At 70.9% G+C, this 18945-nt stretch carries 17 protein-coding genes and 1 pseudogene; 14 read left to right on the plus strand and 4 right to left on the minus strand.

Going from position 1 to position 18945, the window contains the following annotated elements; genetic code table 11:
* Positions 1 to 85: 85 nt before the first annotated feature.
* A complete protein-coding gene (locus AB0G47_RS31230; RefSeq protein WP_360776873.1) occupies positions 86 to 1939 on the minus strand; it encodes a phosphoenolpyruvate carboxykinase (GTP) in 1854 nt (617 codons plus the stop codon).
* A 309-nt stretch (positions 1940 to 2248) separates the two neighbouring features.
* On the opposite strand from AB0G47_RS31230, the gene AB0G47_RS31235 reads away from it, so the two are divergent.
* From AB0G47_RS31235 to AB0G47_RS31250, 4 genes are all read left to right on the plus strand, one after another.
* A complete protein-coding gene (locus AB0G47_RS31235) occupies positions 2249 to 2965 on the plus strand; it encodes a hemolysin III family protein (protein WP_360776875.1) in 717 nt (238 codons plus the stop codon).
* 94 nt (positions 2966 to 3059) lie between these two features.
* Positions 3060 to 4613: an MFS transporter gene (locus AB0G47_RS31240; protein ID WP_360776877.1), complete on the plus strand. Its 1554-nt coding sequence runs from the start codon at positions 3060 to 3062 to the stop codon at positions 4611 to 4613.
* The gene (locus tag AB0G47_RS31245) at positions 4610 to 5293 is read left to right on the plus strand and encodes a TetR family transcriptional regulator (protein ID WP_360776879.1); all 684 of its coding nucleotides are present in this window, start codon (positions 4610 to 4612) and stop codon (positions 5291 to 5293) included. The genes AB0G47_RS31240 and AB0G47_RS31245 overlap by 4 nt, the downstream gene beginning before the upstream one ends.
* A 22-nt stretch (positions 5294 to 5315) precedes the next feature.
* On the plus strand, positions 5316 to 6062 hold the full coding sequence (locus tag AB0G47_RS31250) for a Mut7-C RNAse domain-containing protein (RefSeq protein WP_360776881.1): 747 nt from the start codon (positions 5316 to 5318) through the stop codon (positions 6060 to 6062).
* 150 nt (positions 6063 to 6212) lie between these two features.
* Here the strand turns inward: AB0G47_RS31250 and AB0G47_RS31255 are convergent, their stop codons facing one another.
* The 3 genes from AB0G47_RS31255 to AB0G47_RS31265 form a co-directional block, all read right to left on the minus strand.
* Positions 6213 to 8234, minus strand: a complete 2022-nt coding sequence (locus AB0G47_RS31255; RefSeq protein WP_360776883.1) for a thioredoxin domain-containing protein — start codon at positions 8232 to 8234, stop codon at positions 6213 to 6215.
* Between the two features lie 35 nt (positions 8235 to 8269).
* Entirely contained in the window at positions 8270 to 8998 is a 729-nt protein-coding gene (locus AB0G47_RS31260; RefSeq protein ID WP_360776885.1) for a LuxR C-terminal-related transcriptional regulator, read from the minus strand.
* 277 nt (positions 8999 to 9275) lie between these two features.
* Positions 9276 to 10067 (minus strand): helix-turn-helix transcriptional regulator, encoded by a 792-nt coding sequence (locus AB0G47_RS31265; RefSeq protein WP_360776887.1) that lies wholly within the window; start codon positions 10065 to 10067, stop codon positions 9276 to 9278.
* Positions 10068 to 10187: 120 nt separating this feature from the next.
* On the opposite strand from AB0G47_RS31265, the pseudogene AB0G47_RS31270 reads away from it, so the two are divergent.
* The 10 genes and pseudogenes from AB0G47_RS31270 to AB0G47_RS31315 all read left to right on the plus strand — a co-directional run.
* Positions 10188 to 11450: pseudogene (locus tag AB0G47_RS31270) on the plus strand (beta-ketoacyl-[acyl-carrier-protein] synthase family protein); the annotation flags it as partial.
* 231 nt (positions 11451 to 11681) lie between these two features.
* Positions 11682 to 12107, plus strand: a complete 426-nt coding sequence (locus tag AB0G47_RS31275) for a hotdog fold thioesterase (RefSeq protein WP_360777087.1) — start codon at positions 11682 to 11684, stop codon at positions 12105 to 12107.
* Entirely contained in the window at positions 12104 to 13111 is a 1008-nt protein-coding gene (locus AB0G47_RS31280; protein ID WP_360776889.1) for an AvrD family protein, read from the plus strand. Before AB0G47_RS31275 ends, AB0G47_RS31280 begins: the two co-directional genes overlap by 4 nt.
* On the plus strand, positions 13108 to 14142 hold the full coding sequence (locus tag AB0G47_RS31285) for a beta-ketoacyl-ACP synthase III (protein ID WP_360776891.1): 1035 nt from the start codon (positions 13108 to 13110) through the stop codon (positions 14140 to 14142). The genes AB0G47_RS31280 and AB0G47_RS31285 overlap by 4 nt, the downstream gene beginning before the upstream one ends.
* An 80-nt stretch (positions 14143 to 14222) precedes the next feature.
* Positions 14223 to 14477, plus strand: coding sequence for a phosphopantetheine-binding protein (locus AB0G47_RS31290; protein ID WP_360776893.1), 255 nt, complete (start codon positions 14223 to 14225; stop codon positions 14475 to 14477).
* 21 nt (positions 14478 to 14498) lie between these two features.
* Complete coding sequence (locus AB0G47_RS31295) at positions 14499 to 15251, plus strand: histidine phosphatase family protein (RefSeq protein ID WP_360776895.1); 753 nt, start codon at positions 14499 to 14501, stop codon at positions 15249 to 15251.
* On the plus strand, positions 15248 to 15541 hold the full coding sequence (locus tag AB0G47_RS31300; protein WP_360776897.1) for a putative quinol monooxygenase: 294 nt from the start codon (positions 15248 to 15250) through the stop codon (positions 15539 to 15541). The genes AB0G47_RS31295 and AB0G47_RS31300 overlap by 4 nt, the downstream gene beginning before the upstream one ends.
* 23 nt (positions 15542 to 15564) lie before the next feature.
* The gene (locus AB0G47_RS31305; protein ID WP_360776899.1) at positions 15565 to 17151 is read left to right on the plus strand and encodes an FAD-dependent monooxygenase; all 1587 of its coding nucleotides are present in this window, start codon (positions 15565 to 15567) and stop codon (positions 17149 to 17151) included.
* A 70-nt stretch (positions 17152 to 17221) separates the two neighbouring features.
* Positions 17222 to 17779, plus strand: coding sequence for a hypothetical protein (locus AB0G47_RS31310; RefSeq protein WP_360776901.1), 558 nt, complete (start codon positions 17222 to 17224; stop codon positions 17777 to 17779).
* A gap of 138 nt (positions 17780 to 17917) precedes the next feature.
* A complete protein-coding gene (locus AB0G47_RS31315) occupies positions 17918 to 18898 on the plus strand; it encodes an aldo/keto reductase (RefSeq protein WP_360776903.1) in 981 nt (326 codons plus the stop codon).
* The last annotated feature ends 47 nt before the right edge of the window (positions 18899 to 18945 follow it).

Genomic DNA, 18945 nt, shown 5'->3' on the forward strand with positions numbered 1-18945 from the left:
TGACGTACATGAAATGTGTTCGCGTACGAACGCGGAAGGGCCCCGCACGCCGTTGTGCGGGGCCCTTCCGGACATGGGGCGGGTATCAGCCGAGGCGGCGCACCAGCTCGCGGTACTCGTCCCACAGCTCCTTGGGCGTGTGGTCGCCGAAGGTGTTGAGGTGCTCGGGGACCAGGGCGGCCTCCTCGCGCCAGACCTCCTTGTCGACCGTGAGCAGGAACTCCAGGTCGGATGCGGCCAGTTCGAGGCCCTCGGTGTCCAGCGAGTCGACCGTCGGCAGGATGCCGATGGGGGTCTCGACGCCCTCGGCCCTGCCGTCGAGGCGGTCCACGATCCACTTCAGGACGCGGGAGTTCTCACCGAAGCCGGGCCACACGAACTTGCCGTCGGCGTTCTTCCGGAACCAGTTCACGTAGTAGATCTTGGGCAGCTTCGACTGGTCCTTGTCGGCGCCGACCTTGACCCAGTGGTTCATGTAGTCGCCCATGTTGTAGCCGCAGAACGGCAGCATGGCGAACGGGTCGCGGCGCAGCTCGCCGACCTTGCCCTCGGCGGCGGCGGTCTTCTCGGACGCCACGTTCGCGCCGAGGAAGACACCGTGCTGCCAGTTGAAGGACTCGGTCACCAGCGGCACGGCGCTCGCGCGGCGGCCGCCGAAGAGGATCGCCGAGATCGGCACGCCCTTGGGGTCCTCCCACTCGGGCGCGATGATCGGGCACTGCGAGGCGGGGGTGGTGAAGCGCGCGTTCGGGTGCGCGGCCGGGACGCCGGACTCGGGGGTCCAGTCGTTGCCCTTCCAGTCGGTGAGGTGGGCGGGAGTCTCCTCCGTCATGCCCTCCCACCAGACGTCGCCGTCGTCGGTCAGCGCGACGTTCGTGAAGACCGAGTTGCCCCACAGGGTCTTCATGGCGTTGGCGTTGGTGTGCTCGCCGGTGCCGGGCGCGACGCCGAAGAAGCCGGCCTCGGGGTTGATCGCGTACAGGCGGCCGTCCTCGCCGAAGCGCATCCAGGCGATGTCGTCACCGATGGTCTCCACCGTCCAGCCGGAGATCGTGGGCTCCAGCATGGCGAGGTTCGTCTTGCCGCAGGCGGAGGGGAAGGCGGCCGCGACGTACTTGCTCTCGCCCTGCGGGGGCGTGAGCTTCAGGATCAGCATGTGCTCGGCCAGCCAGCCCTCGTCGCGCGCCATGACGGAGGCGATGCGCAGCGCGTAGCACTTCTTGCCGAGCAGGGCGTTGCCGCCGTAGCCCGAGCCGTACGACCAGATCTCGCGGTCCTCGGGGAAGTGCGAGATGTACTTGGTGGAGTTGCAGGGCCACGGCACGTCGGCCTCGCCGTCGGCCAGCGGGGCGCCGAGCGTGTGGACGGCCTTCACGAAGAAGCCGTCGGAGCCGAGCTCGTCCAGGACCGGCTGGCCCATGCGGGTCATGGTGCGCATGGAGACGGCGACGTACGCGGAGTCGGTGATCTCGACGCCGATCGCGGACAGCGGCGAGCCGACCGGGCCCATGCAGAAGGGCACGACGTACATGGTGCGGCCGCGCATGGAGCCGCGGAAGACGCCCTTCTCACCCGCGAAACTGTTTCCTTCTCCGGTAAAGATGGCCCGCATCTCGGCGGGGGCCTTCCAGTGGTTGGTCGGGCCCGCGTCCTCTTCCTTCTCGGAGCAGATGAAGGTGCGGTCCTCGACGCGCGCGACGTCGGTCGGGTCGGAGGCCGCGTAGTACGAGTTCGGGCGCTTGATCGGGTCGAGCTTCTTGAACGTGCCCTTGGCGACGAGCTCCTCGCACAGGCGCTCGTACTCGGCCTCGGAGCCGTCGCACCAGACCACACGGTCCGGCTGCGTCAGCTCGGCGATCTCGTTCACCCAGGAGACGAGCTCCTGGTGGTTGGTGGGAACGGTGTCCACGGAAAGGGGAGCCGCGATGTCGCGCGCCACGATTGCTCCTATATGAGGGGTTTTAGGTTTGTTGCCCCGTGGGGGCTGCGACCCGGACGCTTCACGTGTTGATCCCTCTGGCGCTCATCCGGTGCCGACCGCACTCATTTGATCATCCGACGCTTCTGCGCATATGTCCAGAGCGCCTCACACCTGAGCGGCGTGAGCATCGCCACTCACAGGACAGGGCTTCCGTGCGCGGATCCGTCACTTGTACGCTCGGGTATCGCCGTGACCATCGCCACTTGTGGACATCCGGCCTGCCCCGATTGATGTGTAACTTACGGTTGCGTAGGTACGATGCCCGTCATGACCGCTCCCGTCCCCGACGCGATCACGAACTCCCCGGCCACAAGCCCCGATTCGTCCGCGCTCGCCGCCCCGCCGCTCCCGGTGAAGCCGATGATGCGCGGCTGGCTGCACGCCGGCATGTTCCCCGCAGTGGTCGTCTCCGGCCTGGTGCTCACCGCCCTCGCGGACTCCACCCGCGGCCGGATCGCCTGCGGCATCTTCGCCCTGACCGCCTGCCTGCTCTTTGGAGTGAGCGCGCTCTACCACCGGGGCAACTGGGGCCCGCGTGCGGACGGCATCCTGCGCAGGCTCGACCACTCCAACATCTTCCTGATCATCGCGGGCACGTACACACCGCTGACGATGCTGCTGCTCCCCGAGGCGAAGGGGCAGTGGCTGCTCTGGGGCATCTGGGGCGCGGCCGTCGCGGGCATCGCCTTCCGGGTGTTCTGGGTCGGTGCCCCGCGCTGGCTCTACACGCCGTGCTACATCGCGATGGGCTGGGCCGCGGTCTTCTTCCTGCCGGACTTCATGCGCACGGGCGGCATCGCCGTGCTCGTCCTGGTGATCGTCGGCGGACTGCTCTACAGCGCGGGCGGCGTCATCTACGGCATCAAGCGCCCCAACCCCTCGCCCCGCTTCTTCGGCTTCCACGAGGTCTTCCACTCCCTGACCCTCGCGGCCTTCGCCGTGCACTACGTCGGCATCTCGCTGGTGGCGTACCAGCACGGGTAGCCCTCACTCCCTCCTCCTTCATGGCCGCGGCTTTCGAGCCGCGGCCATTCGCATGTCTTGACGGCGGCCACCTTTTGACAGTTACTCTCACTTCATGGTCACTGTCACTATCAAATCTGCCGCGAACTGGCAGGACCCCCGACGCTGGTGGGCGCTAGCCGCCCTGGTCGCGAGCATGCTGGTGCTCGGCTTCGACATGACGATCCTCAATGTCGCGCTGCCGACGATGGCCGGTCAGCTCGACGCGAGCACCGGTGAGCAGCAGTGGATGGCGGATGCGTACGTCGTCGTCTTCGCGGCCCTGATGCTTCCGGCCGGGCTGCTCGGCGACCGCTTCGGGCGCCGCCGGATGCTGATCACCGGGCTCGGAATCTTCCTGGTGGGCTCGCTCATCGGCACCCTCGCCGACGACGTCTCGCTCGTCGTCGTGGCCCGCGCGGTCATGGGTGTGGGCGGCGCGCTCGTCATGCCGCTCGCCCTGGCCGTGCTGCCCGCGCTCTTCGCGCCCGGCGAGCGCACCAAGGCCGTCGGCATCGTCTCCGCCGCCTCCGCGCTCGGCGCCCCGCTCGGGCCGATCGTCGGCGGCTGGCTGCTCGACCACTTCTGGTGGGGCTCGATCTTCCTGATCAACATCCCGATGGTGGCCATCGGGATCACCGCCTGCGCCTTCCTGCTCCCCGAGACCACCGACCCGGCCTCCCCCAAGGTGGACGTCGTGTCGACCGCGCTCACCGCGGCCGGTCTCGGCGCGCTGATCTACGGGATCATCGAGGCGCCGGTACGCGGCTGGGGCGACCCGCTGGTGCTCGGGATGCTGGGCGGCGCGGCGCTGCTGCTCGCCGCACTGGTCCTGCGGGAGCGGCGCGTGAGCCGGCCGATGCTGGACATGTCCCTGCTCGGCAACCGCGGCTTCCTCCTCAACACCGTCGCGGCGACGCTCGTCATGTTCGTCCTGTCCGGCCTGATGTTCGTGCTCCCGCCGTATCTGCAGGCGGTGCTCGGCCACGACGCGTTCGGCACCGGGCTTCGGATGCTGCCGCTGATGGGCGGCCTGCTGGTCGCCGCGCGGGGCGCCGAGCCCGTCGTACGCCGCTTCGGGGCGCGGGCGGTGATCAGCGGCGGGCTCGTCGTCCTCGCGTTCGCCGCGATGCTCGGCAGCCGTACGACGGTCGACTCCGGCTACGGCTTCACCGCGCTGTGGCTGTCCATCGCCGGGGCCGGTTTCGGCTTCGCCGTCGTACCGGCCATGGACTCGGCGCTCGGTGCGCTGCCGGTCGAGCGCGCGGGCTCGGGCACCGGGCTCCTGATGACCGTGCGGCAGGTCGGGGGCGCGATCGGCATCGCGCTGCTCGGTTCGCTGCTGTCCGGTGTGTACGTCGACAGGCTCGACACCGGGTCGCTGCCGGCGGGGGCGGCGGACACCGCGGGCGATTCGGTGGTGGCCGCCCACACGATCGCCGGCCGTCTCGGGCTGCCGGGGCTCGCCGAATCCGCCGACTCCGCATACGTGACCGGAATGGGGGTCGTCCTGTGGGTCAGCGGCGTGGCCGCCCTGGTGACGGCGCTCCTGGTGGCCGCGCTGCTGCGGACCCCGGGGCCCGCAGCGGCCGCCGACATGGCCCCGCGGCCTGCGGATGCCCGACAATGAACGTCATGACGGCCGTACGCACCACCGCCTCCCGACACGCCGCCCAGCCGGGGCTCCGGGAGCGGAAGAAGCTCAAGACCCGCATCGCGATCCGTGAGGCGACGTACGGGCTGATCCGCGAGCAGGGGTACGAGGCGACGACGGTCGAGCAGATCGCGGACGCGGCGGAGGTCTCCCCCTCCACGGTCTTCCGCTACTTCCCCACCAAGGAGGACATCGTCCTCACCGACGAGTACGACCCGCTCCTGGAGGACGAACTGCGGGCCCGCCCCGCCGACGAGCCGATCGCGGAGTCGCTGCGGCATGTGCTGCGCAAGGCGGTGGGTCTCGGCTTCACGGAGGAGCCGGAGGTGTCGCGGCTTCGTACCCGCCTGATGATCGAAGTCCCCGCGGTACGTTCCCGGATGCTGGAGAGCATGTCGGTCACCGGCCGCATGCTGTGCCGGGTGATCGCGGAGCGGACCGGGCGCGACGCGGGCGATCTTGAGGTGCGGGTCTTCTCCATGGGCCTGATCGGGGCGCTGACGGAGGCGACGGCGTACTGGGCGGAGCACGACCACCGCGACGACCTGGGTCAACTGGTGGACCGCACGCTGGACATGCTGTCGTACGGCTTCACCGCGTCGGGCGGCGCGTCTGGCGCCGCGGCGGGCGGCGGAAAATCCCCCGAGGCGGACTGACCCGCCGTGCCATCCTGACCCCATGAACGGTCCGGAGATCCTTATCGACTTCGCCCCTGAACTGGGGATGTTCGTCCCGCACGAGCGAAGGAACGGCCCCAGCAAGGCCGTTACCGACGGCGCGTCCACGCTCGGGCACGTCGTCGAATCGCTCGGCGTCCCGCTGACGGAGGTGGGCGCGCTGGTGGTGGACGGTGCGGAGGTACCCGCCTCGCACATCCCCGCGGCGGGCGAGACGGTCTCGGTCCGCGCCGTCCCGCGCCCGCAGCCCGTCCCCGGGGCCCCGCTGCGTTTCCTCCTCGACGTCCATCTCGGCACGCTGGCGCGGCGGTTGCGGCTGCTCGGCGTCGACGCGGCGTACGAGAGCACGGACATCGGCGATCCGGCGCTTGCGGCGCGGTCCGCCGCCGAGCGCCGGGTCCTGCTGAGCCGTGACCGGGGCCTGCTGCGCCGCCGTGAGCTGTGGGCAGGGGCGTACGTCTACAGCGACGGCCCGGACGAACAACTCCGGGACGTCCTGGGCCGGTTCGCCCCCGCGCTGCGCCCGTGGACGCGATGCACGGCCTGCAATGGCTCGCTGCGGGCGGCGTCGAAGGAGGAGGTGGCGGATCTTCTGGAGGGTGGTACGCGGGGGACGTACGACGTCTTCGCCCAGTGCGTGGAGTGCGACCGGGTGTACTGGCGGGGCGCGCACCATGATCGCCTGGAGCGGATTGTGGCGGGGGCGCTTGCGGAGTTCGCCCCCGGCGGGCAGGCGGACGCGAACTAGACCGCCGCTTCGCGGCGAATCTTTCCCGCCCACCCACCCGATTGCCCCGCAGTTGCCCACCCACCCTTTCAGCCCGTCCGGCGTTTGAGGACGAACTCGCCGAAGGCGGTGATCTGCGGTCACCTCGCGGCCGGCGCAGCCGGAAGGGCCTCAGCCCGACAGCTTCGCCGCCAGTTCCTCCACGTCAGTGGTCGGCGCGTCGCAGACGAAGTGGCGGCAGACGTACGCCGCCGGAACGCCCCCGACCAGGCCGCGCCCCGCCAGCAGCGGCAGTTCCGCGTCCTCCGCGGAGCCCGCCGCGACCACGGCGCCCGGCGCGGCCCCCAGCAGCGCCGTCCGGTGCAGCTCCCCGCCCACCGGGCCGATCACCGCCACCTCTCGGGGGCCGTCGAGCACCGCCTCGGCCACGGCGAGGCCGTGTCCGATGAACCGCGGGGCCCGCGGCCCGAGCCCCTTCACGACCCCCAGCGCCCGCTCCGCCGCCGCCCGATGCGGCTCCGCCCCGGTCTGCGCCGCGTACGAGAGCAGCGCACCGGCCGCCGCCGTCCACCCGGACGGCACCGCGTTGTCCGTGGGGTCCTGCGGCCGCCGGATCAGCCGCTCCGCGTCCACCGCCGTGTCGTACAGCGTCCCCGAATCCGCGTCGAAGAACTGGCCGAGCACGTGGTCGAGCAGGAAGCCCGCGAACTCCAGCCACACCCCCTCCCCCGTCACCGAGGCCAGCACGAGGAATCCCTCGGCGACGTCCGCGTAGTCCTCCAGGACCCCCGCGTTTGCGCCCACGCGCCCGTCCTTGGACGTACGGGAAAGCCGCGCGCGGTCGTCCATGTGCACCCGCACCAGCAGATCCCCGGCCGCCACCGCCGCCGCCACCAGGTCCGGCCGCTCGAAGTACGCCCCCACCTCGGCGAGCGCGGCGATCGCGAGCCCGTTCCAGGCGGCGACCACCTTGTCGTCACGGCCCGGCGCGAGCCGCTCGCCGCGCGCCGCGAGCAGCCGCTCCCGGATCGACGCGAGGCGGGATGAGTCCGCCAACACCCCGTCGTCCTGCGGGAGTTGGAGGACGGACGCCCCCTCCTCGAAGGTCCCTTCCTCCGTCACCCCGAAGTGCACCGCGGCAAGCTCCGCGTCCGCATCGCCGAGCACCTCGCGCAGCTGCTCCGGCGTCCATACGTAGTACGCGCCCTCGACATGCTTCCCCGTCGCCGGGTCCTCGCTGTCCGCATCGAGGGCCGACGCGAACCCGCCCTCGTTCGTGCGCAGTTCGCGCACCATGAAGTCCGCCGTCTCCAGCGCCACCCGCCGGGCGAGACCGGACCCCGTGGTCCGCCACAGGTGGGCGTACACACGGCACAGGAGGGCGTTGTCGTACAGCATCTTCTCGAAGTGGGGCACCACCCAGTCGCGGTCCACGGAGTAGCGGGCGAAACCGCCGCCCAGCTGGTCGTAGATGCCGCCGCGCGCCATCCGCTCGCAGGTGTCGGCGGCCATCTGCAGCGCGCCCTCCGCTCCCGTACGGGCGTAGTGCCGCAGCAGGAACTCGACGACCATGGACGGCGGGAACTTCGGCGCGCCGCCGAAGCCGCCCCGCGTCGCGTCGTAGTCCCGCGTCAGACCGAGCAGCGCCTGCGCGAGATCGTCCTCACCGGGCAGCTCGTCGGCGCCGAAGGCCAGTTGACGCTCCGACAGGTCCCGCACGATCTTCCCCGCGACCTCGGCGACCTCGCCGCGCCGGTCCGTCCACGCCCGCCGGACCCCGTCGGCGACCTGGAGGAAGGACGGCATGCCGTGCCGGGGCTCGGGCGGGAAGTACGTACCGAAATAGAAGGGTTCGGCGTCCGGGGTCAGGAAGACCGTCATGGGCCAGCCGCCCTGGCCCGTCGCGGCCTGCACCGCCTCCATGTAGACGGCGTCGACGTCGGGCCGCTCCTCGCGGTCGACCTTGACGCTCACGAAGTGCTCGTTCAGGAACGCGGCCGTGTCGTCGTCCTCGAAGGACTCGTGCGCCATGACATGACACCAGTGGCAGGCCGAGTAGCCGACCGACAGCAGAATGGGGACATCGCGGCGACGCGCTTCCTCGAAAGCCTCCGGTCCCCAGGGCCACCAGTCGACCGGATTGTCAGCGTGCTGGAGCAGATAAGGCGAGGTCACGCCACCCAACCGGTTCATGCGAACCAGCCTCTCACACCACCGGGTCAGATCCGTCAGATCCAGTGGCGGCGGGCCGCCTCCACTCCCGCCTGGAAGCGGCTGCGGGCGCCGAGTCGGTCCATGAGGTGGGCGATGGTGCGGCGGCTCGTGCGCACGGACAGGCCGGTGCGGCGGGAGATGCCGTCGTCGGTGAGGCCTTCGGCCAGGAGCACCAGCGTCTCGCGTTCGCGCTCGTTCAAGTCGCCGGACTCCGCGGGCTCCACGGGCTCCACGCGCTCCGCAGACCCGGTGGACCGTGCGGGCCCGGCGGGATCCGTGGGCGTGGGTTCGTAGCGGTCGGGGCGGGTCGTGCGGGCCGTACCGCGGGCCCAGATCTGCTCGAAGAGCGCGTGGTACGAGGCGACAAGGCCCGCGCCGCGCAGCAGGACACTGGCGGCCTCCGGCGCGGGACCGCCGTTGGCGGAGACTATGGCGAGCTCGCGGTCGATGAGCACCATCCCGGTGGGGAGGTGCGGGACGGCGCGGAGCTGCACGCCGGAGGCGGCGAGGCGCAACGTGTCGGCCGTGTAGGCGGGTTCGGGGCGGGCTTCGGTGAGGTGGAGGGCGCGCACGCGGACTCCTCGCCGTACGAGCTGCGCGCTGAGGGCGACCGCGCGGTCGCGGACCCTGCGGTCGTAGGGGCGCCTCGGCAGGACGAGGCGGAGTTCGCGCGCCGTGCGGGGTCCCAGTTCGCCGAGGTGCTCGACCAGGTCGACCGAGCTCTTCAGCGGACGTACGCCCACATCTGGAATTGCATATTCCGGTATTCCCGCTATCGCAATCTCTACAGGCGCAACCGTGTCGATCACTTGACCCCCGTCAAGAAAAAGCAAAGATTAAATTTGGGCGAAGAAGTTATTGCATGTGCTCGCCCACCGGCTCCGGGAGGAGGGCACCGTCGGCCTCATCTCCCTTTCGGAGGACTAAGACTGTAGATGCCGGATCAGGGCTGTCAAGCGGCACAATTTTGCCGGTACGGGACCCCATCCCCTTGTGTAGAGTGGATTGCGCAAACAGCACCTAAGAAGGCAGCAATGTGACGAAGCGCACTCGGGAACAGTAGGCGGGCAGGAGGACCTGAGAGGTGACTATCAACTCGCTCGCGGATATGGCAGGCAGGGAGAGGCGGAATTCACCGCCCTGTCGGAAGGCTATGATGCGGGGTCCGCTGTCCCAGAGGTCACGGCATTCAGGGCTCCGAAGCGCGCTCGTCAGTAAATCATTAAGAATTGGGTCGTCCGGGTATCCCACGAGCGCGAACCTCAGCTGCGCGAGATAGAGCGTGGCATGCGCCGGCCAGTCCACGATCTGCTCACGGGATTCCGGTGACTCAAGCACCCACCGCATCAGGTTCGCGCCCTTCGTCCGCACCCAGGGGAACCACTCCGCCATCTTGTCGTTGTAGCCGATGACATTCCATGAGTGATCGATGAGATAGGCCGGGAATCGTGACTGGGCCGACACGAACTCCTTGAGCCGGTCCATTTTTATCTCGGCGTGCTCCTGGCCGCCCTTGTCGACGATTTCACTCAGCGCGTTCCAGAACAGCGCGGCACGTTCGTGCGGCCCCAGTTCCAGCGCATCGGCCAGGCTCGTCAACGTCTCGTGCGAGAGGGACATCTGGGTCCCGGTTTCCAGGGAGCGGTACCAGCGCTCGCTCACTCCCATACGAGCGGCCACTTCCTTCTGCGGCAGTGGCTTGCGGCGCCCGTTCTTCATTCCCGCCTCGGCCCGCCAGGCACGCAGCAGGGACGACAGGCTGGCAAATCCCGATCGAAGGTCGGCTATGGCAGGCCTCTCTGAATTATCCATGCTTTTCTTCATTCCCTTTTCGTCCCGGGCGGCGTCAAAGGGACGACGGTAGCACTTGCTGTGTACATGAAAGGGGTGAGCCCGATGGGGCACCTCACGGACATAAGCCGGAACACCGGGCGGCGCGTCGTGGTCACCGGCCTGGGGGCCATCACACCGCTGGGGGCGGGTGTCGACGCGCTCTGGCAAGGGCTTCTGGAGGGCCGTTGCGGCGTCCGCCCCCTCGACGACCCCGCCTTCGCCGACCATCCGGTGCGCATCGCGGGGACCGTGCCCGTCGACCCCGCCTCGCTGCTGCCGAGACAGCGGGCGCGACGGATGAACCGTGCCGCCCAGTTCGCGCTCCTGGCCGCCCGGGAGGCCTGGCAGGACGCCGGGCTCGCGCCGGGCGGCACCGTGGAGAGCGGTCTCGCCCCGGAGCGGGTCGGGGTGTCGGTGGGCAGCATCATCGGCGGTGCCCCCGTACTCGTGGAGGGGGACCGGCGCCTGCGCGAGCGGGGGCTGCGCGGCGTCTCGCCGCTCACCGCCCCGATGACCGTGCCCTCGCAGGCCGCGTCGCAGATCTCGCTCGACCTGCGGATCACGGGTGAGGCGCGCACCGTCGTCAGCGCGTGCGCCTCGGGCACCGAGGCCATCGGCGAGGCCGTCGACCGTATCCGGTACGGGCGCGTGGACGTCGCGCTCGCCGGCGGTGCCGAGGCCCCCGTCATCCCCGCGGTGATGGCGTCCTTCGCCGCCATGCGCGCGCTTTCGACCCGCAACGACGAGCCGCTCGCGGCCTCCCGCCCCTTCGCCAAGGACCGCGACGGCTTCGTGAACGGCGAGGGCGCGGCCGTGCTCCTGCTCGAGGCGGAGGAGCACGCTCGCGCGCGGGGCGCCCGTATCTACTGCGAAGCCGCGGGCTGGGGCCTGTCGGCGGACGCGTACCACCTGGCCGCGCCCGATCCGACGGGCAGCGGCATCGCCCTCGCCGTCCGGCGTGCCGTGGAGAACGCCGGGGCCCGCCTCGGCGACGTGGTCCATGTGAACGCGCACGCCACCGCCACCGTGGAGGGCGATCTCGCGGAGGCGGCCGGGCTGCGCGAGGTCTTCGCCGCCGTGGCGGGCGGGGACGGGGCGCCGCCCGTGCCGGTGACCGCGCCCAAGGGGAACCTGGGTCATCTGCAGGGCGCGGCCGGCGGTGTCGAGGCGGTCGCGACGGCTCTCACGCTCCACCACGGAATCATTCCGCCGACCGTCGGCTGCGACGATCTCGACGACGCCATCGGGCTCGACGTGGTCCGCGGCCACTCCGTCGAGCTGCCCGGCTCCGGTGATGTGGCCCTGAGCAACTCCTTTGGTTTCGGCGGGCACAACGCGGTTCTCGCGCTGCGCCGGCACTGAGACCGGGCCGAGGGCGCGCAGCTACCCAGGCTTTCCCCTTTTTTTTACCCGTCCTTCCTTTCCCTTTGCCTATTCTTGAACGTTCTACTTGCCTTCGCGGACAGGCTTTCCCATGCCGTGGCAGCATCAGGCCAACCCGCTGATTTCATGCCGCCGTTGATGTTGACTTGAGTCGTGCTCGGATCCATTAGTTTCGACGGCGACTACGAGAATGAACAACTCACCCGGAGAATGGGCATAGAAATACTCACCTGTGAACCCGGTCTCGTTTCGGGCACCATGCCCGTGTCCGGGAATCGCCAGCCGGTGGGAATTCTGCACGGCGGCGCGAACGCGGTCTTCGCCGAAACTCTCGGCTCGGTGGCCGCATTCCTGTACGCGGGGCCCGGCGGGCACGCCGTGGGCGTCGACCTTTCCTGTACTCATCACCGGTGGGTCTCGTCAGGAACGGTCACCGGAATATGCGTACCCCTGAACGAGCGGCAGACGGTCGCCTCGTACGAGATCGCCATCTCCGACGAATCCGGAAACCGGACCTGCACGGCCCGGCTCACCTGTGCCATCCGGCGCGGCGGTGCCCGGAGGCGCACCAGCCTCCGCAAGGCGCCGGCCGTGCGGTTGCCGCAGGACCACTCACTACCGACGGAGCTCCGATGACAGCGAGTTCGGCGCAGACCGTACTGACTTCCGTGGACGACTATCTCGGCCCGGCCGACCGGCGCTTCTTCGGCCGGGGCTTTCGCCGGGTCCAATACGACATCGGCGATGCCCGCGTCGCGCGTACCGGCAATTCCGTCGAAGCGCTCGCCACGGTGGGCGTCGCCTATCCCGCCGACTGGTCGACGAAAGCCGCGGGCACCGATCTGCGCCCGCACTTCAGCACCATCGACGGCCTCGTGGTCGCCGCCCAGCTGGCCGAGGCGTGCCTCACAGGACCCGGCGCCGATCTGCGCGACGCCTGGCTGCGCAAGGTGCGCCTGACGGCGGGCAGCAGCCCGCAGGAGGACCTCGACCGGATCCCGGCGCGCGCGACGCTGCGCCGCACCGAGCCGGTCGTCGCCGACCCGGCGCGCGCGGTGTCGGTGGTCGACTGCGCCATCGGCACCATGCGGGTGCGGTGCGAGGTGGAGCACGCCCGGATCGGCAGCCCGGTACGGGAGCGGACGTACACCGGTCTCGACGCGCTGCTCGGCGCCCCGGCGGACCGCTACTTCGGTACGGGGTTCACCGCGCGCCGCCAGCTCATCCGCGACGTGAGCGTGGACCAGGAGCGGCTGCGCGCTTCGGCGGGGCTCACGGTCGCCGACGAGGACGCGACCCCCCTGCCCACGGCGGGACTTGAGGGCGCCTACCAGCCGTCGGTCTCCATGGTGGACGCCTTTGTGACGGCGCTTCAGCTCGCCCAGATCATGCTCTACGACCTGGACGGCATGCGCCGCCAGGACAGCGAGACCCTGTGGATGCGCCAGACCACCATCACCGCGTCCCGCCCCGACCGCCCCCGGCAGGGGGTGCCGGTGACGACGCACCTGGCCGACCCCGACCTGCTGCGGATGGGCGGCGGCACCTGGCGCACCCTGGACGTCGTCGCCGAACTCGCCGGGCTCCGGGTGCGGTCCGCCGTGGCCCACCGGCTCCCGGAAGGACACGTGGCGGCATGAGCGACGACATCAGCAGTGGCCTGAGCGCCACGACACGTACGGCCGTGATCGCCGGTGTCGGCGGCTACGTGCCGCCGCGCGTGGTGACCAACGACGAACTGGCCCGGCGCCTGGACACCTCCGACGCGTGGATCCGCACCCGGACGGGCATCGCCCAGCGCCATGTCATCGACCCCGGTACGACCACCGGTGACCTGGCGGTCGAGGCGGGCCTGCGGGCGCTGAAGAACTCGGGGGCGGACGGCGCCGACCTGGTCGTGCTCGCCACCACGACACCGGACCGCCCCTGCCCGGCCACGGCACCGGCCGTCGCCACCCGCATCGGGCTGCCCCATGTCGCGGCCTTCGACGTGGCCGCCGTCTGCTCCGGCTTCCTGTACGCCCTGCAGACCGGCGCGGCCGCCATCGGCGCGGGCTTCGCCGAGCGGGTCCTGGTCATCGGCGCCGAGACGTTCAGCACCCTTCTCGACCCGGCGGACCGCACCACCGCCGCCATCTTCGGCGACGGCGCGGGCGCGGTGGTCCTGCGGGCGGGCGAGCGGGACGAGCCGGGCGCCGTACGGGACATCCACCTCGGCAGCGACGGCGGGATGGCGGACCTGATCACGGTGCCCGGCGGCGGCGCCGAGCAGCGCTCGCGGGGCGGCTTCCCCGGCCCGGAGGACCTGTACTTCCGGATGGAGGGCAAGTCGGTCTTCTTCGCCGCGGTACGCCGCATGGCCGAGTCCTCGCTGACGGTGCTCGACCGCACGGGCTGGCAGGTGGCCGACGTCGACCGGATCGTGGCGCACCAGGCGAACACCCGGATCATCCACGCCGTCGCCGAACAGCTCGGCCTGCCGCCGGAGCGCGCCGTCCTGAACATCGAGCGCGTCGGCAACACGTCCGCCGCCTCCATCCCGCTGGCCCTCGCGGGCGGCATGGCCGACGGCGCCCTGAAGGCCGGCGACCGGGTGCTGCTCACCGCCTTCGGCGGCGGCGCCACCTGGGGGGCGGCCACCCTCACCTGGCCCGACCTGCCCCGGGCCTGACCCCGTACTCCGGAGCTCATCGACGCACTCCGCAGTTCATCGACCAACTTCCGTACCCACACCATTAGTTGAGGTGCCCCATGACCGGTTCCGTGACGACGATGATCACCGAGATCCTCACCACCAAGTTCGAGGTGTCCCCCGAGGACGTCTCCCAGGACGCCGTCTTCGACGACCTGGCGGTGGACTCCCTCGCGCTCCTGGAGATGTCACTGCTGCTCGAGAAGCGGCTCGGCGTCTCCATAGAGGAGGGCGTCCTGACCGCCGAGCAGACCGTCGGGGAGGCCGCCGAGGCGGTCGAGGCGCTCGGTTCCGCCCACAGCGCCGCCGCCTGAGCCGGCGCCCCGGCCACGCCCGTGCGCATCGTCCTGCTCCGCCATGGAGAGACCGCCTACAACGCCGCCGACCGCTTCCAGGGCCAGGCCGACGTCCCGCTCAACGAGACGGGCGTACGGCAGGCGCAGGAGGTCGCGCGCTCCCTGACCCCCGACAACTGGGGCTCGGTGTACTCCTCTTCGCTGTCGCGCGCGGCCCAGACGGCCGCGTACGCGGCGGGCCGCCTCGACGTCCCGCACCTGCGCCTCGACGGGCTGCGGGAGCGCCACCTCGGCACGCTCGACGGCCTGGACCGGACGGAGTTCGCCCATCTCCACCCGGGGGCCCTGCGGAGCCTGGTCACCGACCCCGGCTACGCGCCGCCCGGCGGTGAGAGCGGCCACGCCGCGCTGGCCCGCTTCTGCGCGGCGCTCCGCGAGATCGCCGAGGCGGGCCGGCGCGGAACGTCGCGGCCCGTTCTCGTGGTGACGCACGGCGGTGTCCTGAACCTGCTGGCCCGTGCGATCGGCGGCGGCGCCGACACGCCCGGCGGCATGGTCGGCAACGGCCGCGCCCTGTGCCTGGCGACCGCGTGGACCGCCGACGGACGCCCGCGCGTGGCCCTGCGCCAGTGGGACGTGGCGCCGCACGAGTGCGAGCACCCGCCCCCGCCGTTTCGCCCCCTCACCTTCGTCGGCCTCGACGAGCTGAGCGCCGACGCCCCCACCACCGGGGCCGACGCCCTCACGACCGAGGCCGAGACCCTCACCACCAAGGAAGTGACCCCTACATGAGCATCGAGATCACCGTCCTGTTCGACGTCGTGCCCGAGCGGATGGAGTCCGTCGTGGATGCCTTCGGCGAGCTCGCCGCAGCGACCCGCGAGGAGGAGGGCGCGCTGCGCTTCGACGCCTGCCTCTCCGAGGGGCATCCGCACACCGTCGTCCTCGTCGAGGAGTGGGCCGACCAGGCCGCCATCGACCTGCACATGAAGGAGGAGTACACCGCGGCCTTCCTCGCCAAGGTGGACGGCGCCTTCCGCAATCCGCCGCACGTCCACCGCCTGCGTCCCCTCGGCTCCTGACCGGCCCGCCAAGGAAGGTCCCCGTGAACAGCGACACCCAGCGGCCCCGCGTCCTGATCGTCGGTGCCGGACCCGTCGGGCTCGTCCTCGCCTGCGAGCTGCTCCGGCACGGCGTACGGGCCGACATCATCTCCAAGACCCGCAGACAGAGCCCGCACTCCCGGGCGACGATCCTGTGGCCCCGCGTCCTCGAGCTCCTCGACCGCGTCGGGGTGGGCCGCAAACTGGTCGAGAGCGGTCACTACTTCGACCAGATGAACTACTACTCCAACAAGAAACTCATCGGCCTGATCCGGTTCGACCGGCTGCGCGGTGCCGGATACCCGTTCGCCATCACCATCCCGCAGTGGCGCACCGAGGCGGTCCTCGAAGAGCACATGACGTCGCTCGGCGGGACGATCGACTACGACCACACGCTCGTCGCAGGCACACAGGACGCGCGGGGCGTCGAGTGCGAACTGCTGCTGCCCGGCGGCAAGTCTCAGACGCGTACGTACGACTTCGTGGTCGGCGCCGACGGCTACGGCAGCACGGTGCGCGAGGCGTTCGGCTTCGAGTTCGCGGGGCGGACCCTGCGGACCCGGCTCGCCATCACCGACGCCGAGATCACCGGCGAGACGACCAGCAGCGAGGCCGCGTACTACCTCACGCGGCACGGCAACATGGTCCTCGCGCCGCTGGGCGGCGGGGTGTTCCGGGTCGGCGCGAGCGTGCCCGACGGCTTCACCGGGGACTCACCGGACCGCGCCTTCTTCGAGAAGCTGCTCGCGGAGCGCGTGCCCGGCAACCGGCGGCTCGGCGCCATGAACTTCAGCGGGATCTTCACGGCGCACGTCCGCTCGGCGAGCACGTACGGCAGCGGCCGGGTCTTCCTCGCCGGGGACTCGGCGCACGCCATGAGCCCGTCCGGGGCGCAGGGCCTCAACACCGGCATCCAGGACGCGGTCAACCTCGGCTGGAAGCTGGCCGGTGTGGTCCGCGGCGACTACCGCCCGGAGCTCCTCGCCAGCTACGACACCGAGCGCCGCCCGGCCGTCGACGCGGTCGCGGGGCTCTCCACGCGCCTGGCCCGCATCGGCCTGTACTCGACGTGGCACCAGAGCCTGGCGCGCGACGCCGTGTACCGCCTTGGGACCGCTACGCAGACCCTGGAGAAGGTGCTCGCGCCGAAGCTCGCCCAGCTCGACACCCACTACGGCCCGCGGCCCCGGCGGGGCACCCTGGTCCCGGGCGAGCGCCTCCCGCTCGGCTGGGAGACGTCAAGTACCGCGCCCTCACTGGCTGTTGACCGCTACACCGTGCTCCTGTGGCCCGGCCTCGCGTACCGGCACGAGCGCTGGACCGAGGCCGTGGCGCGCCTGCGGACCGAGGTCACCACGGCGGCCGTCACGGACCTCGGCGGCCGCCCGCCCGGCGACCTCCTCGGCAAGCTGGGCCGCACCGCCCAGGCCCTCGTCGTCCGCCCCGACGGGCACCTCGACTCGCTCGTGCCGCTCGACGACCGGGCGCCCGACACGGCCGTACGGGCGGTGAACCGCGCCCTCGCCCGCCATGTGACGGCGCAGACGCCCGCCACCCCGGCCCCGGCGCTCACCGGCCTCTCCGCATAGCCGGCCCCGGCCGCCCTCCCCCTTCACCTCAATCACCGTCCACCACCCCACCCGATCAAGGGAGTTCACCATGGCACCGCGCGTCACCCTCACCGAAGTCGCCGACATGACGCCCGACCAGCGCGCCGTCTACGAGAAGTTCGAGTCCAACCTGACCCGTGCGCTGCTCCTGACCAAGAACTCGGCCGCCGCGCACCTCGCCCTCGGCGGCACCTTCACCGTCGGCCTGCTGAGCCTCCTCGACCGCGAGGTCATCGTGCTGCGCGTGGCCAAGCTGCGCGACAGCGAGTTCGAGCGGCTGCTGCACTACCCGCTCGCCCGCAAGGCGGGCCTCGACGACATCGAGATCAAGGCCATCGAGGACGGGCTCCTCGACGAGATGGAGCCCTCGCGTGCGGCCCTGGTCCGCTACGTCACCGAGTGCATGCAGGACCACAAGGCGAGCGAGCAGGCCTTCTGGGCGCTGCACGAGCACTACTCGCAGAACGAGATCGCCGAGGTCACCCACCTCGCGGGCCACAGCGCCATGACCGCCATGTACCTGGCCAGCCTGGACATTCCGCTGGACGAGGGCATCGCCTCCTGGGGGCGGCTCACCGAGGTGCAGGACGAGGTCAAGGGCTCCTAGGGCCCCTCGCCCGTCACCCGGGGCGGCCGGACGCGCGTACCAAGCCGCGTCCGGCCGCTTCGGCGGTCCACCACTCGCGCACGAGAACGCGCACGACGTCTCTTGAACACGCACGACATCTCTTGGGAGAGAACGAACGTGAAGTACGTACGCCTCGGCTCCAGCGGCCTCAAGGTGCCGCGCCTCGCCCTTGGCTGCATGAGCTACGGCGAGCCCGGACTCGGCACCCATCCCTGGTCGCTCCCCGAGGAGGAGAGCCTCCCGTTCTTCGCCCAGGCCCTCGACCTTGGCATCAACTTCTTCGACACCGCGAACGTCTACTCGCTGGGCACGAGCGAGGAGTTCCTCGGCCGGGCCGTGCGCAAGCTGACGCGGCGCGAGGACGTCGTCATCGCCACCAAGCTGCACGGAAAGATGGACGAAAGCCCGCTGGCCGGAGGCCTGTCGCGGCAGGCGATCATGCGGGAGGTCGACGCGAGCCTGCGGCGCCTGGGCACCGACTACATCGACCTGTACATCATCCACCGCTGGGACGACGAGACGCCCGTCGAGGAGACGATGGAGGCGCTCCACGACGTGGTGAAGGCGGGAAAGGCGCGGTACATCGGCGCCTCGTCCATGCACACCTGGCAGTTCGTGAAGGCCCAGTACGTCGCCGACCTGCACGGCTGGACGCGGTTCGTGAGCATGCAGAACCACTACAACCTCATCAACCGCGAGGAGGAGCGCGAGATGCTCCCGTACTGCCTCGCGGAGGGCATCGGCGTCACTCCGTGGAGCCCGCTGGCCCGCGGCAGGCTGACCCGGGACTGGGACGTCGAGTCGCCGCGCACCGCGGGCGACCCGATCCAGGACCTGTTCTACGGACCGACCGAGGCCGCCGACCGCCGGGTCGCCCAGGCCGTCGCCGACATCGCCGCCGAGCGCTCCGTGCCGCGCGCCCAGGTGGCGCTCGCCTGGGTCCTTCGGCAGCCCGCGGTGACCGCTCCCGTCGTCGGCGCGACCAAGCCGCACCACCTCACCGACGCCGTGGCCGCCCTCGACCTGGAGCTCGACGAGGCCGAACTGGCCCGCCTCCAGGCCCCCTACGTGCCGCACGCCGTCGTCGAGTACGCCTGACCGGCGGGCCGCTCCTCCCCCGTATCCCCCTCCTCCCCCGTATCCCG

Source organism: Streptomyces sp. NPDC021622 (assembly GCF_040640795.1).
Classification (GTDB): Bacteria; Actinomycetota; Actinomycetes; order Streptomycetales; family Streptomycetaceae; genus Streptomyces.